14 protein-coding genes are annotated in these 15,953 nt (G+C 60.0%); 3 read left to right on the plus strand and 11 right to left on the minus strand.

The window, feature by feature from the left end; genetic code table 11:
* The first annotated feature begins 21 nt into the window (after positions 1-21).
* Together QZQ97_RS10755 and QZQ97_RS10760 are read left to right on the plus strand one after the other, a co-directional pair.
* A complete protein-coding gene (locus QZQ97_RS10755) occupies positions 22-606 on the plus strand; it encodes a DUF4865 family protein (RefSeq protein ID WP_311993429.1) in 585 nt (194 codons plus the stop codon).
* Positions 607-678: 72 nt separating this feature from the next.
* On the plus strand, positions 679-1,695 hold the full coding sequence (locus QZQ97_RS10760) for an FAD-dependent oxidoreductase (protein ID WP_311993430.1): 1,017 nt from the start codon (positions 679-681) through the stop codon (positions 1,693-1,695).
* 4 nt (positions 1,696-1,699) lie between these two features.
* On the opposite strand, the gene QZQ97_RS10765 is transcribed toward QZQ97_RS10760, so the two are convergent.
* Positions 1,700-1,999 (minus strand): RES domain-containing protein, encoded by a 300-nt coding sequence (locus QZQ97_RS10765; RefSeq protein WP_311993431.1) that lies wholly within the window; start codon positions 1,997-1,999, stop codon positions 1,700-1,702.
* Positions 1,992-2,759, minus strand: a complete 768-nt coding sequence (locus tag QZQ97_RS10770) for a hypothetical protein (RefSeq protein ID WP_311993432.1) — start codon at positions 2,757-2,759, stop codon at positions 1,992-1,994. The genes QZQ97_RS10765 and QZQ97_RS10770 overlap by 8 nt, the downstream gene beginning before the upstream one ends.
* Before the next feature lie 118 nt (positions 2,760-2,877).
* Here QZQ97_RS10770 and QZQ97_RS10775 point away from each other — a divergent pair, with 118 nt between their 5' ends.
* On the plus strand, positions 2,878-3,390 hold the full coding sequence (locus QZQ97_RS10775; RefSeq protein WP_311993433.1) for a GNAT family N-acetyltransferase: 513 nt from the start codon (positions 2,878-2,880) through the stop codon (positions 3,388-3,390).
* A 22-nt stretch (positions 3,391-3,412) separates the two neighbouring features.
* Here QZQ97_RS10775 and acpA read toward each other — a convergent pair whose 3' ends face one another.
* From acpA to uca, 9 genes are all read right to left on the minus strand, one after another.
* Positions 3,413-5,125, minus strand: coding sequence for an acid phosphatase (acpA, locus tag QZQ97_RS10780; protein ID WP_311993434.1), 1,713 nt, complete (start codon positions 5,123-5,125; stop codon positions 3,413-3,415).
* Positions 5,126-5,296: 171 nt separating this feature from the next.
* Complete coding sequence (locus QZQ97_RS10785) at positions 5,297-5,809, minus strand: DUF2165 family protein (RefSeq protein WP_311993435.1); 513 nt, start codon at positions 5,807-5,809, stop codon at positions 5,297-5,299.
* A gap of 113 nt (positions 5,810-5,922) precedes the next feature.
* On the minus strand, positions 5,923-6,621 hold the full coding sequence (gene urtE, locus QZQ97_RS10790) for an urea ABC transporter ATP-binding subunit UrtE (protein WP_311993436.1): 699 nt from the start codon (positions 6,619-6,621) through the stop codon (positions 5,923-5,925).
* Positions 6,622-6,630: 9 nt separating this feature from the next.
* On the minus strand, positions 6,631-7,437 hold the full coding sequence (gene urtD / locus QZQ97_RS10795; protein ID WP_065506073.1) for an urea ABC transporter ATP-binding protein UrtD: 807 nt from the start codon (positions 7,435-7,437) through the stop codon (positions 6,631-6,633).
* Complete coding sequence (urtC, locus tag QZQ97_RS10800) at positions 7,434-8,510, minus strand: urea ABC transporter permease subunit UrtC (protein WP_126527695.1); 1,077 nt, start codon at positions 8,508-8,510, stop codon at positions 7,434-7,436. Before urtC ends, urtD begins: the two co-directional genes overlap by 4 nt.
* Entirely contained in the window at positions 8,510-10,090 is a 1,581-nt protein-coding gene (urtB, locus tag QZQ97_RS10805) for an urea ABC transporter permease subunit UrtB (RefSeq protein WP_311993437.1), read from the minus strand. Before urtB ends, urtC begins: the two co-directional genes overlap by 1 nt.
* A gap of 88 nt (positions 10,091-10,178) precedes the next feature.
* Entirely contained in the window at positions 10,179-11,447 is a 1,269-nt protein-coding gene (gene urtA, locus QZQ97_RS10810; RefSeq protein WP_020438701.1) for an urea ABC transporter substrate-binding protein, read from the minus strand.
* A gap of 112 nt (positions 11,448-11,559) precedes the next feature.
* The gene (locus QZQ97_RS10815; RefSeq protein ID WP_311993438.1) at positions 11,560-12,249 is read right to left on the minus strand and encodes a GntR family transcriptional regulator; all 690 of its coding nucleotides are present in this window, start codon (positions 12,247-12,249) and stop codon (positions 11,560-11,562) included.
* Positions 12,250-12,321: 72 nt separating this feature from the next.
* Complete coding sequence (gene uca / locus QZQ97_RS10820; protein WP_311993439.1) at positions 12,322-15,945, minus strand: urea carboxylase; 3,624 nt, start codon at positions 15,943-15,945, stop codon at positions 12,322-12,324.
* Positions 15,946-15,953 lie beyond the last annotated feature (8 nt).

Genomic DNA, 15,953 nt, shown 5'->3' on the forward strand with positions numbered 1-15,953 from the left:
ATGTCTTTCAGGAGAATCATCATGCTTGCCATGCAATACAATTTTCCCCTGCCCGCCGATTACGATATGGCGATTATCCGCGACCGCATCAGCCGTTTTGGCCACCTGCTGGATAACTGTCCGCAGTTGTTGATTAAAGCCTATCTCTATGCACAGAAAGGTGAGCACAGCGGCGAAAATCTCTATGCACCGTTTTATCTGTGGAACAGCAGTGTCGGCATGAGCGATTTTCTGACCGGCGACGGGTTCAGGGGGGTAAGCCAGGCCTTTGGCTGGCCACAGGTTTCGCATTGGCTGCCCTGGCTGACGTATTTTGACCGCCAAAGGCTCGCTGAAGCCACCTGCGCCACACGTCAAACGCTGCCGATCGCACCTTACAGCGATCTGGCTGCGTTGCGCCGCCAGCAGCAGGACAATCCCGCTACCCTGGACAACAATGCCGTGGCCAGCATAGTGGCGTTTGATCCCGCCGCCTGGCAACTGGTGCGGCTGCATCTGTGGCGGGAACTACCGCTGACGCAGGAACCCGGCACCCAATGCTACCGGGTTGGCCACCTTTCCGTCCCCTTTGACCACACTGCGCCGCGGGTTGACAGCCAGACCTGATATTGATAATCATTATCAAATACAGTCATTCAATTACGATCCGCAGGATGCCGATCGTCAGGGCCAACCGCTATGTCACAGTCGCCTGTCACACCTTACGCCACCTCTTGCTGCATCGTCGGTGGTGGCCCTGCCGGGCTGATGCTCGGTTACCTGCTGGCGCGGGCGGGCATTAACGTAACGGTGCTGGAAAAGCACGCCGATTTCCTGCGCGATTTTCGCGGCGATACCCTTCACCCTTCCACGCTGGAAATCATGCATCAGCTTGGCCTGCTCGATGAGTTGCTGACGTTGCCGCACCAACGCGCAGAAACGCTGCAGGCCGAGATCGCCGGCCGCGATATCACGCTGGCAGACTTCACCCGGCTGCCGACGCGCTGCAAATTTATCGCGTTCATGCCGCAGTGGGAGTTTCTCAACTTTCTGGCAGAAAAAGCGGCTGCCTTCCCTGAATTCACGCTGATCAAATCGGCGCAGGTGCATCAACTGCTGTATGACCGCGGCCAGGCATGCGGGGTGCTGGCGGACACGCCCGAAGGCCCGATCCGCGTGCGCAGCCAGCTGGTGGTCGGTACCGACGGGCGCAACTCGGTGGTGCGCGAACAGGCGGCATTCAGCAGCCGCGCGTTTGGCTCGCCGCGCGACGTGCTGTGGATGAAGCTCGATAAAAAACCCGGCGATCCGGCCTGGTCGATGGGCCACACCGGCCCGAAACAGAACTTCATCATGATCGACCGGGGCGAATATTGGCAGTGCGGATATTCCATCGATAAAGGCAGTTTCGAGGCGATTCAGCAAGACGGCCTGGAGAGGTTTTTGCTGCACATCGCCGAAGTGGCGCCGTTTCAGGACGATCGCCTGCAGGATATCCAAAGCTGGCAACAGGTACAGCGCCGGCGCAATTTCCCCACCAAAGCCACCCAATTCCTGCAGATCAAGATGAGCCAACGCAGACCGAAAAAACGCCGCGCCGGCGGCGGTTCCAGCCTGATGACCCGCGTCGGCAACAGCCGCTGGCTGCCGCGCCTGTTCGGCCGCATTATCGGGCTGGGGTTTCGTCGGGAAACGCCGAAGCATCTTGGCGGGTGAATCACTACTGCGGGTTGGAAACGTGACGAAAATGGACGAACTCAACTTTTACTTGAGAAAAATCAACATCGTGTAACGGGACTTCACAAAAGGCTACCTTGGTGCTGTCACCGGCATAAGCCGTGGCAATGACTCGGCTGTCCTCATTAACTATCGGGCTGAATCGCGCGTCTCCTTGTCTGCTGGCATTAAAGGCGTCACCGGCATATTTTTCCCTATGAATACGATAAAGCGGCGTCCCTGCCTCTAAAATACGCTTATTGATATTGATCTTTGCAGCCGGTGGCACCAAATCATCAGCCATGCTGTGCCCCCTCCTTCTCTTTACGAGCAGCATGCAAAACGGCAGAGGGATCTTTCTGCAAGAGTTCTTTAGGTTTTTTCCCGTCAAGCCAGCCGTTTGCCGTCCCCATCCAACTTGCCATAGACCATGGGCTTTTTGTTCCCTCAAAAACGCTCAATATCTCTTTAAGGACTTTTAGCGGCTGATAAGCCTCATCAAGAGCGTAAGCAGGATAACGATCATGGCCCTCAACGTTGATCGCGAAAATTTTTCCGCGCTGCTTCCACCCGTTCGGACCGGCACTGCGATTACGGTTGCTGAACCCGGCCTTATCGGAAAGATCGGATGAGGTCAGCCAGGTGGAATCTGCCAGTATGTACTGACGAAGATCCTGTTTTCTGACTTCATTTCTGCCACGGAATGCTTCAAAACCATCAAAAATACTGGCTTTTGATCCTCCACCAAGAGGAGACGTCTCAGCAGGCTCTTCTGCTACTGGCCGTTTCATCCCCACCTCCCTCGCAATCTCCAACATTTGCATTGCCGCGCGGGGATCCAGGGTAGGGTCGTTTACAATGGCTACTAATTTTTCCCGCAACGCCGCATTCCTGGCAGTATCCTTATCACCACGTTTTGCTTTATTGTTTCCGGCATCGACTTCAATAACCAAATACCGAGTCGTGTGCTTACCCGGTTTAAGATGCTGTAACTGATCGGCAGTCAGCATTTGCATTGAAATGCCATGGCCTGAACGGCGATGAGTCTGTTCTTTAGTCGTCATACTGCCTCCATATACAGATATTGAGTATATTGAGTATATCTCGTATGGAATTGAGTGTCTAAATTTTCACCACCAATCTATCGCCAGTATTCTGGCCATAACCCACAATGAGGCCCCTATGTTCACTATCCGCCAGGCTTTGATCGGTGATTTGTTGCTGGTTCGAGACGTCGGCATTCGTACCTATCAGGCGCACTTCGGCGAACTTTGGCACTATAAAGAGGAGCTGGACGCTTTTTTGGCGCAAGATTTTGCGGTCGAGGCATTAGAAAAAACGCTGCAGGATCCGGAAGTTTGCTGGCTGCTGGGCTATGAAGGCGAGGATCTGGTGGGCTATGCGCGGCTGAATTTCAACAGCCTGCTGGCGCCGACGCAAACCACCGGTGCAGAGCTGCAGAAAATCTATTTTCTGCCGGAATACGCCGGCCGGGGTTACGGCCAACTTTTCTTTGAGCAGGTACAGCAACGGGCTATTGAAAGGCAACAACCCATGCTGTGGCTGGAGGTGCTGCAACGCAATACCAGCGCCCAGCGTTTTTATCAGCGCCAGGGGCTGAGCCTGTGCGGCGAGACCTGCTACACCAGCGCACAGGGTTCCATCGGCATCTGGTATATGAACAAAGCGCTGTAAACACAGCGCTTGCCCCGCCCTATCAGGCCGGAAACTCCAGCGCGTCGGTCAAATCCCCCAGCGGTTTTTGACCGCGTTCCGCCATCGCTTTATCGCGTTCAGCCAACCCTTCCAACATCGGCAGATCGAATACCCGGCCGATCAAGCGCAGGATCGAGCCGGTATCGTATACCTTGTGATCGACATAGCCTTTACGGGCGAACGGCGAGATGATCAACGCCGGAATGCGCGATCCCGGCCCCCAACGATCGCCCTGCGGCGGCGCAACGTGATCCCACCAGCCACCGTTTTCGTCGAAGGTGATCACCACCACGCTGTTGTTCCACTGCGGGCCGTTACGCAGGCTGTTGATGATGTGGGCGATATGGCGATCGCCTGCTTCCACATCGGAATAGCCGGCATGCATATTGAGGTTCCCTTGCGGCTTGTAGAAAGTCACCGGCGGCAGCGTACCTGCCTCTACCGCCGCCAAAAAGGCGTTGGTGGCAGGTGAGTCGCCAATGCCGCCGTCGCGCAAATGGGCTTCGCGTGCCTGTGGGTTGCCCGGCCCCAGATTTTCGAAGTAATTGAACGGCTGATGGTGATACTGGAAGTCCGGCGCGCCGGGAAAATCGCCCTGATCCTTGCGGTTGTCCAACGCGTACTGCCAGCCGCCGGCGTACCACGCCCAGTCGACGCCCTTCTGATTGAGCAGGTCGCCGATGTGCGCGTGCTTTTGCGGCGGCAACACATTGGGCTGAGTGGCATCCGCCAGCGTGGGGTCTTTTTCATCCCGGGTCCACGACGGCCAATACGGCGGCGCCATGGTATTTACCGCATAACCGTCCGGCGTCAGCAGGCTCTTGCCAAACAGCGGGATGCCGAACGACGCGCTGACCGGCGAATCACCCAGCGGCTTCAGGCGCGGGTCAGCCGCGTCATCGCTCTCAAGCTGGGCAATGCCCTCTTTGGCAATGGAGTTTTGTACGTCGGGGTAAAACGGCGGGCGGGCGCAGATCAGATACTGATGATTGAGGAAGGAGCCACCAAACGCCCCCTGGAAGAAGTTATCGCACAGGGTGAATTCCTGCGCCAGCGTCCACAACCGCAAGTTATAGGCGCCGTCACCGTAGTAGCCCATGGTCAGCGCACCGGAATCCGCCCAGGCGACAAACTTGTCGTTTTTACCGCCGTTGATCTGCATCTGGTTTTGATAGAAAACGTGCCACAGGTCACGCGTCACCACGCCGTGCGGCAGGTTTTCCCCTTGTGGCCCGGTCAAGACAAACGGCTGATTCGGCAGTTGATTGGTGAATACCGCATCCTCGCCAATGCTGTAATTGACGTGCCCGACTTCCTGCGCCTTCGGCACCAACCCTTTCCAGATTGGCGGCAGCGTATCCAGCAACCGACCGTCGCGATCGCGCTGCTGGTACTCTTCGGGCCTGAGCGCCGACAGCGGTTTTTCCACGCCGGGAAAATTGGCAAACAGGTTATTGAAGCTGCGGTTCTCGGCGTAAATCACCACCACGTTTTTCACATGACGGCGCAGCAGCGGGTTTTGCGCCCCTTCCGGCAGGCTGTTCAACAACAGTTTCTTATTACCCTCACCGGCAGCACTGGCCAGCGGTGCGATGGCGGCGCCGACGCTCAGCGCGGTAGCCCCCGTCAGAAAACGGCGGCGCGCCGGGTTAGCCGGTTGTTGCTCGTTGTCGCCCGCGGACGGCGGCAGATCGTTATGCGGTTTATCGCTCATGTGCATTCCCTCTAAAATTTTTAACCTGTTGATTTGTTATAAATTTATTTAAGAGGCATTATGCTAGGACACTGTTATGAACGAAATGTGACAGTGGAAGGCAGGTTAGCATTTGGCAACAATTTCGCGAGGATTGCCGCAGTTTAATCACTCTCCCGTCTGGCCGCAGGCTCAGCGAGCGTCGCGTTGCACCATCAGCAGCAGTAACGCCAGCGCATTGGGCAGCATATACAGCAGCGCGCCCAACTGTACCGCCAGCGGGTTGTCCCTGGCCTGCCAGGCCATAAACCAGTCGCCGGCTATCACCATAAAACCCAGGCCCCACACCGCGATCGCGCAAAGCGCGCCCAGCATCGCCCAGGCTTTGCCTTTGGCAAACGCCGCATAAGGATGGCCCAGATGTTTCACCATCAACACAATGCCAAAGGCTGCCGTTATGCCTGCCAGGGATTCCAGCAGGGTAATCAGCGCCAACCCGACCACCCCGGCCCAGGGTGCGGTGATGGCGCGCCACATCAGCCCAGGCACCTGATAGGTATCCTGCATACCGAGCAGCGGCGCTACGGCATGGCGGGCAGTGCCGGCAAAATCTGCCGTATTGTTCAACAGGCTGAAAATGCCCCACAGGGCCGGGAACAGTGACAGGACGATGCAAGACAGGCGTGACACAGTGATTTCGTTCATAATTATCCTTAGTTTTCCTTTTCAAAGGGTATATTAAGAACCCATCTTACCTTAGCCCACCGTATCGAAATGGGGGGAATGCCTCCGTTGCCAATACCGTCACAGCCCATTATTTAGATCGCCACCAGCCCGCGCACCCCGTCCTGCTCCATCGCGCTGCCAGCGCCGCGCTGTACGATGCTGCCGCGCGACATCACCAGATAGCTGTCCGCCAGCTCGGCGGCGAAATCATAGAATTGCTCCACCAGCAGGATCGCCATGTCGCCGCGCGCCGCCAACTGTTTGATCACCGCACCAATCTCTTTGATCACCGAAGGTTGGATCCCCTCCGTCGGCTCGTCGAGGATCAACAACTGCGGCCGACAGGCCAATGCGCGACCAATCGCCAATTGCTGTTGCTGCCCGCCGGAGAGATCGCCGCCGCGCCGATCCTTCATCTGCCGCAGTACCGGGAACAGCTCATAGATATTCTCCGGTACGCTGCGTGCTTCGGCGCCGGAAAAGCGCGCCAATCCCATCAGCAGATTCTCCTCCACCGTCAGGCGTGGAAAGATCTCTCGCCCCTGCGGGACATAGGCAATGCCCGCCTGCACCCGCTGATGCGGTTTTCTGCCGTTGATCACGCTGCCCTGCCAATGAATGGTGCCGCTCTTGGCCGGGATCAGCCCCATCAGGCATTTCAGCAGCGTGGTTTTGCCCACGCCATTGCGCCCCAGCAGGCAGGTCACTTCGCCGATATTGGCCTCAAACGACAGGCCGCGCAGAATGTGGCTGCCGCCGTAGTACTGATTCAGTTCGTTTACTTGCAACATAGCGACTCCTCAGCGTCCCAGATACACGTCGATCACCTGCTCATTTGCCTGCACCTGCGCCAGTGAACCTTCCGCCAGCACCTGGCCCTGATGCAGCACGGTGACGTGGTCGGCGATGGTTTCGACAAACCCCATGTCGTGCTCCACCACCATCAGCGAATGCTTGCCTGCCAGCGAGCGAAACAGCTCGGCGGTGTACTCGGTTTCCGCATCGGTCATGCCCGCCGCCGGCTCGTCGAGCAGCAGCAAATGCGGCTCCTGCACCAGCAGCATGCCGATCTCGAGAAACTGCTTTTGCCCGTGGGACAGCAGCCCGGCAGGCCGGTGCCGTTCGTGGCTCAGCCGCAGGGTTTGCAGCATTTCATCGATACGATCCCGTTGTTCGCCGCTCAGCCTGGCGCGCAGGCAGGCCCACACCGACTTCTGGGTTTTCTGCGCGATCTCCAGATTTTCGAATACCGTCAGCGCTTCGAACACCGTCGGTTTCTGGAACTTGCGGCCAATGCCGGCCTGGGCTATCTGCATCGGGTCCAGCGCGGTCAGATCGACGGTTTGATCGTAAAACACGCTGCCGCTGTCCGGCCGGGTTTTGCCGGTGATCACATCCATCAAGGTGGTTTTTCCCGCGCCATTGGGCCCGATCACGCAGCGCAGCTCACCCACGCCAATCTGCAGTGAAAGATCGCTCAGCGCGCGAAAGCCGTCGAAGCTGACGTTGATGTTATCGAGCACCAGCACCGGGTCGGTTTGTTGGCGGTGCTTGTCGGCAGGCAGCGGTTGGGTAAACAGATCGTCGGTCATTTGCAGCGAATTCATTGCGGTTTCCCCTTGCGCAGCAGGCCGATAACCCCTTTCGGCAGGAACAGCGTGACGAGGATAAACATCAGGCCAAGGAAGAATTGCCAGTATTCCGGGATCGCCACGGTGAACCAGCTCTTGGCGCCGTTAACGATACCGGCGCCGAGCAGCGGGCCCACCAGCGTGCCCCTGCCGCCCAGCGCCACCCAGATAGCGGCCTCGATCGAGTTGGTCGGCGACATTTCGCCCGGGTTGATAATGCCCACCTGCGGCACATACAGCGCCCCGGCCAACCCACACAGCACCGCCGACAGCGTCCAGACAAACAGCTTGAAGCCTTTGGGATCGTAACCGCAGAACGTCAGGCGGTTTTCCGCATCGCGCACGGCGGTCAGCACCCGGCCGAACTTGCTGCGCGCCAGGGCGAAACCGATAGCCAGGCTGGCGGCCAACAGCAGCACCGTCGCCAGAAACAGCGCCACCCGCGTGCCGGTGGCGGTAATCGGGAACCCCAAAAGCGTGGTGAAACCGGTGAAGCCGTTGTTGCCGCCAAAGCCGGTTTCGTTACGGAAGAACAGCAACATACCGGCGTAGGTCAGCGCTTGGGTCATGATCGAGAAATAGACGCCCTTGATTTTTGAACGGAAGGCGAAGTAGCCAAAGACAAAGGCCAATACGCCGGGCACCAATATCATCAGGCACAGCGCCCAGGCGAAATACTGGGTGCCGCTCCAGAACCAGGGCAACTCGCTCCACGACAGAAATGACATAAACGCCGGCAGGCCGTCTCCCGCCGCCTGGCGCATCAGATACATGCCCATCGCATAGCCGCCGAGAGCGAAAAACAGCCCGTGCCCCAGCGACAGCAGCCCGGCATAGCCCCACACCAAATCGAGCGCCACCGCCACCACGGCGTAGCACAGGATTTTTCCCGCCAGCGTCAGGGTATAGGTGGAGATCGCCAACGGGTGGTCCGCCGGCAACAGGGCCAGAAACGGCATGATTAACAGCGCCAGCAACGCCAGCCCGCCGATACTCAGCGCCAGCCGGGGGGCCTTCTGCACGCCGGTGAGAGTTAATGGTTGGCTCATCAGTCGATCACCCTGCCCTTGAAGGCGAACAGCCCCTGAGGACGTTTTTGAATAAACAGAACAATCAGCGCCAGGATCAGGATTTTACCCAGCACGGCGCCAATCTGCGGTTCAAGAATTTTATTGACGATGCCGAGGCCAAAGGCCGCCACTACGGTGCCGGCCAGTTGACCCACGCCGCCGAGCACCACCACCAGGAAGGAATCGATGATATAGCCCTGGCCCAGCTCCGGCCCCACGTTGCCCAGCTGCGACAGCGCCACCCCGCCCAGCCCGGCGATGCCGGACCCCAAACCGAACGCCAGCATATCGACACGCCCGGTGGGCACGCCGCAGCAGGCGGCCATCGCACGGTTCTGCGTCACGGCGCGCACGTTCATGCCAAGACGGGTTTTGTTCAGCAGCAACCAGGTGAGCGCCAGCACCAGCACCACAAACACGATCACCGCAATGCGGTTCCACGGCAGCACCAGGTTAGGCAGCAGTTGAATGCCGCCCGACAGCCAGGCCGGGTTGGCAACCTCCAGGTTTTGCGCGCCGAACAGCACCCGCACCCCCTGGATCAGCACCAGGCTGATGCCCCAGGTCGCCAGCAAGGTTTCCAGCGGCCGGCCGTACAGGTGACGGATCACCGTGCGCTCCAGCGCCATGCCGATGCAGGCGGTAATGGCGAACGCCACCGGCAGCGCCACCAGCGGATACAATGCCAGCCACTGCGGTGCAAACTGTTGAAACAGCCCCTGAACCAGGTAGGCCGAGTAGGCGCCCAGCATCAGCATTTCGCCGTGCGCCATGTTAATCACCCCCAACAGGCCATAGGTAATCGCCAACCCGAGCGCCGCCAGCAGCAGGATCGAGCCGAGCGAAAGCCCGGTAAACGCCTGGCCGATCAGATCGCCAATCATCAACCGGTGTTTTACGCTGGTCAGGCTTTTCAAGGCTTCGGCACGCACTGCGGCGTCAGGTTCGTGGGCGACGTCGGTCAATGCCTGTAGCCGTGGCTGCGTCTCCGGATCGCCGGAGCTGCCCAACAGCCGCACGGCGTTGAGACGCACCTGCGGATTGGCGTCGGTCAATTGCAGATTCGCCAGCGCTATGCTCAGCGCATCATGCACACGGGCGTTTTTTTCCTGCGCCAGCCGCTGGGCCAGCAGCGGCAACTGATCGCTTTGCGCCTCGCGTTGCAGGGCCTGCGCCGCCTGTAAACGTACCGCAGGATCGTCGCTAACCAGCCGATGCGCCGACAGTGCGTTGGCGATCAGAATTCGCAGCCGGTTGTTCAACCACACTTTTTTCGGCGTGCCGACCGGCGGGGCTACGCCATCCAGCGGGTGATAAGCTTCGCCCCGCTGGATAAAGGCATGTTTGGCCTCGTCGATCACCACGTTTTCCTGCTTCAACCCCTGCAATAACGGCAGGCGCGCAGCGTCCGGCGCGGTCGCCCACGCCTGCAACAATTTGGCCTGCTGCGTGCGATTGGCCGCAGCAAAGTCATCGGCCGGCCCCGCCTGCGCGAACATCGGCAGGCAGCACAGCAACCAAAACCAGGAGCGGAAATGGAACAAGAATGGGGATTGCATCAGCGGCCTCCTCTGTAGGGGCCGGGTATGCCCGGCCCCTACCGTTACGACGGGCGCAGCCTGCGGCGCCCCTGTGGGAATGCGACGGTTACTTGCCGCCTTTTACCGGGTGATCCGGCTTCTTGTCGTTGCCGGCGATGAACGGGCTCCACGGCTGCGCGCGCACCGGAGCGTCGGTCTGCCACACCACGTTGAACTGGCCGTTGCCTTCAATCTCACCGATCATCACCGGTTTGTGCAGGTGGTGGTTGGTGGCGTCCATGGTCAGCGTGAAGCCCGACGGCGCGGCAAAGGTCTGCCCCGCCATCGCCGCACGCACCTTGTCGACGTCGGTGGTGCCGGCTTTCTCGACCGCCTGTGCCCACATATGGATGCCGACATAGGTGGCTTCCATCGGGTCGTTGGTCACGGCAGTGGCGTAGTTCGGCAGGTTGTGCGCCTTGGCGTAGGCTTTCCATTCGCTGACGAATTGCTTGTTGGTTGGGTTATCCACCGACTCGAAGTAGTTCCAGGCCGCCAGGTTGCCCACCAGCGGTTTGGTGTCGATGCCGCGCAGTTCTTCTTCACCCACCGAGAAGGCGATCACCGGCACGTCGGTAGCCTTGATGCCCTGATTGGCCAGCTCTTTGTAGAACGGCACGTTGGAGTCGCCGTTGATGGTGGAGATCACTGCGGTTTTGCCGCCGGCGGAGAATTTCTTGATGTTGGCGACGATGGTCTGATAATCGCTGTAGCCGAACGGCGTGTAGACCTCTTCGATGTCCTTGTCCTGGATCCCTTTGGTGTGCAGGAAGGCGCGCAGGATCTTGTTGGTGGTGCGCGGATACACATAGTCGGTCCCCAGCAGGAAGAAGCGTTTGGCCGAGCCGCCGTCTTCGCTCAGCAGGTATTCCACCGCCGGGATCGCCTGCTGGTTAGGGGCGGCGCCGGTGTAGAACACGTTTGGCGACATCTCTTCCCCTTCGTATTGCACCGGGTAGAACAGCAACCCGTTCAGCTCTTCAAACACCGGCAACACCGATTTGCGCGAGACCGACGTCCAGCAACCGAACACCGCCGCCACTTTGTCCTGGGTCAGCAACTGGCGCGCCTTTTCGGCGAACAGCGGCCAGTTGGAGGCGGGATCCACCACCACCGGTTCGAGTTTTTTACCCAGCACGCCGCCCTTGGCGTTGATGTCATCAATGGTCATCAGCGCCACGTCCTTCAGCGGCGTTTCAGAAATGGCCATGGTGCCTGACAGCGAACTCAGGATGCCGATTTTAATGGTATCGGCCGCCTGAGCGCTCCAGGCCATGCCCATGCCGATCACGGTGGCGGACAACGCAAAAGCTTTTATAAAGTGACGACGTTGCATAATTCAAACTCCCGGTGAATGTTAGGAAACCAACCTTCTTTAAGAAAAACTAACCCTATGGATTTCGAGTTGCAGCTAACAACGCTGCAGCTCGAAAGACGACGGGTTATTGCTAAAGCCTTGCCTGGTGCAGCATATGCAGAGTTATTTTCCGTACTTCCGCCTTACTGACGGCAATGTGGTTGCTGAGCAGCGTTTGCGCCTCCTCGGTCTGGTGTTGCAAGATCGCCCGCAGAATGGCGGCGTGTTCGTTGTAGGTGGCCTCGACCCGGGTTCCCTGGGTGAAGTCCAGCCGGCGAATGATGCGGATCTTCTCGGTCAGGTCGCGATGAATGCGCGCCATTTCCCCATTGCCCGCCGCCTCCACCAGCGTCATATGGAACTGCTCGTCGTTCAGCGAGACGGTTTTGCCGTCCTCCAGCCGCGGCTCGTCGATCCAGAAGCCGTTGAGCGCCGCCAGTGGCAGCGGCACGTCTCCCGTCGGGCGCGCGCACAGCCGTTTGACCGCTTCGCACTCCAGCACGATGCGCAGATCGTAGAGTTGCTCGAAGTAGTCGAAATCGAAGGGGCGCACCTGCCAGCCGCTGCGAAAATGCACTTCGACGTAACCCTCGCGCTCGAGCCAGAACAGCGCCTGACGTACCGGCGTACGGCTGACGTCCATGCGCTGCGCCACTTCGTTTTCGCTGAAGCGATCGCCTGGCAGCAGATGAAAATCAAAGATGTCATCCTTGAGCTGGAGGTAGATACGCTCCGCCAGCCCCTCCGGCCGCGCCTTGCTGCGGTTATTGGTGATTTGCATAGTTTTCCTCTTGCCGGGCGCAACATGCGGCGCCCCAGCGTTAAATCCTGAAACAGGCTGAACCCACGATGCTCAGCCGGCGTGCTCCAGCCACAGCAAAGCATCGCCTGGCCCCACCGGCCGCCCTTGCTGGCAACCGATGCGTTTGATGATCCCGGCGCGCGGCGCGGTGACCGCCAGTTCCATTTTCATCGCCTCGACCACAATCAGCGGTTGGCCGGCTTCCACCGTCTGCCCCGGCTCCACCAGGATCTTCCACACGTTGCCGTTCAGATCGGCGCTGACCAGATAGCCGTCGACCTCTTCTTCATCCCTCTGCGGCGGCAGCAATTGCGCCTCGGCATCGCTCTCTTGCGCCTGCCAGAGCGTCACTTCATGGCTGAATGCCTGCTGTTGGCGCTGCTGGAATGCGGCGATGTCTTCGGCGTTGTCCGCCAGGAAACGGGTGTACTCGGCAAAATCGAATTCGCTGTTCTCGATGCGGACCTGCGCCCGCCCTTCACGGAACGCCTCGCGCTGCTCATCCAGTTCCTGCTCGCTGACCGGATAGAAACGCACCTGATCGAAGAAGTGCAGCAACCAGGGCTCACCGGCGTTGAATTGCGGGTTTTTGAGGAATTTGTTCCAGATCGGCAGCGTGCGCCCGACCAGTTGATAGCCGCCCGGCGAGTCCATGCCATAAATGCACATGTACATGCCGCCGATACCGACCGTGCCTTCGGCCGTGTGGGTGCGCGCGGGGTTGTATTTAGAACTGAGCAGCCGATGACGCGGATCAATCGGCACCGCGCACGGCGCGCCGAGATAGACATCGCCCAACCCGAGGATCAAATAGCTGGCATCGAAGATAATGTCGCGTACCTGTTCGCGGTGGCTGAGGCCATTGATGCGCTGGATAAAATCGACGTTGTTCGGCAACCAGGGCGCAGAGCTGCGTACCGTTTGGCTATAGCGTTCCACCGCGCCCAGGGTGGCGGAGTCTTCAAACGCCATCGGCAGATAAACCGTGCGCGTCGGCACCTTCAGGCGGCTGACGTCGCCCAACGCCTGCTCACGCGCCAGCAGGCGCTGGAGCAAATCGGCCTGGCCGACAGTGCGGCTGTCGTAACGGATCTGAAGCGAACGCACGCCCGGAGCCAATTCCTCAACGCCGGGGATCGCGTCCTGTTTGAGCGATTGCATCAGCAGGTGAATACGCAGCCGCAACGCCAGATCAAGTACGTTGTCGCCGTACTCCAACAAAATGTAGCCGTCCCCGGCCTGGCGATAGACGACCGAGGGGCGCCCATCTCCGGCCGGCAACGCGGCGACGATAGCGGCAGAGGCCGTGGCGCCCGGAGTCAGATCCGGCGTCGGCAGGGTTATCGCCTTCACCGCCGCCAGCGCTTCGATGCTGCCAAGCTGCGCCTGCTCCAGCGATTGCGCCTGTTTGAAACCGATAGGATGGAAGCGGATGCGGTCGCCCGGCTTCACCTGGCCCACCTTCCACAGCTCGGCTTTGGCGATGGTCACCGGGCAGACAAAACCGCCGAGGCTCGGCCCGTCTCGGGTGAGGATCACCGGGAAATCGCCGGTGAAATTAATCGAGCCGATGGCGTACTCGCAATCATGTACGTTAGAAGGGTGCAGCCCGGCCTCCCCGCCGTCCTGCCGCGCCCAGCCGGGTTTCGGCCCCGACAGGCGCACGCCCAGCCGGTTGGAGTTGTAGTGCACCTGCCATTCGGCGGCAAAAAAGGTGTCGATCGACTCCGGGGTAAAGAAGTCCGGCGCGCCGTGCGGGCCATAGAGCACGCCGATGTTCCACAGGCTGCCGTATTGCGGGATCAGGCTGTCGTCCATTGCCTGCGGCGCCGCGATGGGGGCCGGGGTGGTGCTGGCCGCCAGCGCAGGCTGGGATACCGCCAGTATATCGGCGACCCGCAGGGTGCGCCCGGCGTGGCCGCCAAACTGCCCGAGGGCGAAGGTCGAACGGCTGCCAAGGTACACCGGCACGTCGAACCCATTACGCACCGCCAGATAGGTGCGGCAACCGTGCGCAGCGCGACCCAAGCTCAGGACCTGCCCGGCGCGAACCGCAACCGGCTGCCAGTAGGCTACCGTTTCCCCATCCAGGTTCGCCGGGCAGTCGGCGCCGGTCAGGGCGATGATCGCGTCGCAATGGAAACGCAAGGTCGGCCCCTGCAAAGTAAACTCCAGCCCGGCGGCGCTCGGGTGGTTGCCGACAATTCGGTTGGCCAGCCGGAAAGCGAAATCGTCCATCGGCCCGGAAGGCGGCACGCCGATATCCCAATAGCCAAGACGGCCCGGATAATCCTGCACGCTGCTGTAGGTGCCCGGTTGCAGCACTTCAATGCTGCTGGGCTGGAAACGGAAGCTGTCCAGCATGCGGGTCCAGACTTCGCCACACTGGAATTGCGCCGTGGCGATCACCTGACGCAGGTAATCGAGGTTGGTGGCGATGCCGTGCAAACGGGTAGCGCCGAGCACCGCACGCATTTTCTCCAGCGCCTGTTGGCGATCTTCGCCGTGGACGATCAGTTTGGCGATCATCGGGTCGTAAAATGCCGACACTTCACTGCCGGTCGCCACCCAGCCGTCAACGCGTACGTTATCCGGGAAATGCACCTCGGTCAGCACGCCGGGGCTGGGCTGGAAATTCTTCAGCGGATCTTCGGCATAGATGCGCACCTCAATCGAGGCCCCCTGCGGTGCGCGTTGCAGCGCCGCCCAGTCCAGCGCATCGCCCGCCGCCACCTGCAACATGCATTCGATCAGATCCAGCCCGGTCACCATTTCAGTCACCGGATGTTCCACCTGCAAGCGGGTGTTTACCTCGAGGAAATAGAACTCGTCGCGCGCGCCGTCGTAGATAAATTCCACGGTGCCGGCGCTGCGGTAATTCACCGATTCACCCAGCGCTACTGCCGCCTGATGCAGCGCCTGACGGGTTGCCGCCGGCAGGTTCGGCGCCGGGGTTTCTTCCACCACCTTCTGATTACGGCGCTGCAACGAGCAATCGCGTTCGCCGAGCGCCACCACCCGGCCCTGGCCGTCGCCAAAGATTTGCACTTCCACATGGCGCGCCTGATCGACAAAGCGCTCGATAAAGGCCCCGGAGTCGCGGAAGAACTGCTCGCCCAGCCGCTTTACGCTGTCGTAAGCTTCGCGCAGCGCCGCTTCGTCGTCACAGCGCGTCAGACCAATGCCGCCACCGCCGGCGGTGCTTTTCAACATGACCGGGTAACCAATCCGCGCGGCGGCGATAACCGCGTCCTCAATGCTGTCCAGCAGGCCGGTGCCCGGCGTCATCGGCACCTGCGCCACCGCCGCCAGCTCACGCGCCCGGTGCTTCAGGCCGAACTCACGAATTTGCGCCGCCGTCGGCCCGATAAAGGCGATACCCGCCGCTTCGCAGGCATCGGCGAATTCGGCACTTTCGGAGAGAAAACCGTAACCGGGATAGATCGCCTGTGCGCCGGTTTCCGCCGCGGCGGCGAGGATTTTATCAATGCACAAGTAGCTGTCGGCGGCCTTTTCGCCACCGAGCGCCACCGCCAGATCGGCCTCGGTGACATGTGGCGCATTGCGGTCGGCATCGGAATAGACCGCCACGCTGGTCACGCCCAGACGTTTCAGGGTACGTATCGCGCGGCAGGCAATTTCGCCGCGGTTGGCTATCAATACAGTGGTAAACATTATGCAAT

Origin of the sequence: Serratia sp. root2 (assembly GCF_031931805.1) — a bacterium.
GTDB lineage: Bacteria > Pseudomonadota > Gammaproteobacteria > Enterobacterales > Enterobacteriaceae > Serratia > Serratia inhibens.

Excerpts from the sequence above, each read along its gene's own strand:
- QZQ97_RS10755 (WP_311993429.1), top strand. The coding sequence starts at position 22 with ATGCTTGCCATGCAATACAATTTTCCCCTGCCCGCCGATTACGATATG.
- QZQ97_RS10760 (WP_311993430.1), top strand. The coding sequence starts at position 679 with ATGTCACAGTCGCCTGTCACACCTTACGCCACCTCTTGCTGCATCGTC.
- QZQ97_RS10765 (WP_311993431.1), bottom strand. The coding sequence starts at position 1,999 with ATGGCTGATGATTTGGTGCCACCGGCTGCAAAGATCAATATCAATAAG.
- QZQ97_RS10770 (WP_311993432.1), bottom strand. The coding sequence starts at position 2,759 with ATGACGACTAAAGAACAGACTCATCGCCGTTCAGGCCATGGCATTTCA.
- QZQ97_RS10775 (WP_311993433.1), top strand. The coding sequence starts at position 2,878 with ATGTTCACTATCCGCCAGGCTTTGATCGGTGATTTGTTGCTGGTTCGA.
- acpA (WP_311993434.1), bottom strand. The coding sequence starts at position 5,125 with ATGAGCGATAAACCGCATAACGATCTGCCGCCGTCCGCGGGCGACAAC.
- QZQ97_RS10785 (WP_311993435.1), bottom strand. The coding sequence starts at position 5,809 with ATGAACGAAATCACTGTGTCACGCCTGTCTTGCATCGTCCTGTCACTG.
- urtE (WP_311993436.1), bottom strand. The coding sequence starts at position 6,621 with ATGTTGCAAGTAAACGAACTGAATCAGTACTACGGCGGCAGCCACATT.
- urtD (WP_065506073.1), bottom strand. The coding sequence starts at position 7,437 with ATGAATTCGCTGCAAATGACCGACGATCTGTTTACCCAACCGCTGCCT.
- urtC (WP_126527695.1), bottom strand. The coding sequence starts at position 8,510 with ATGAGCCAACCATTAACTCTCACCGGCGTGCAGAAGGCCCCCCGGCTG.
- urtB (WP_311993437.1), bottom strand. The coding sequence starts at position 10,090 with ATGCAATCCCCATTCTTGTTCCATTTCCGCTCCTGGTTTTGGTTGCTG.
- urtA (WP_020438701.1), bottom strand. The coding sequence starts at position 11,447 with ATGCAACGTCGTCACTTTATAAAAGCTTTTGCGTTGTCCGCCACCGTG.
- QZQ97_RS10815 (WP_311993438.1), bottom strand. The coding sequence starts at position 12,249 with ATGCAAATCACCAATAACCGCAGCAAGGCGCGGCCGGAGGGGCTGGCG.
- uca (WP_311993439.1), bottom strand. The coding sequence starts at position 15,945 with ATGTTTACCACTGTATTGATAGCCAACCGCGGCGAAATTGCCTGCCGC.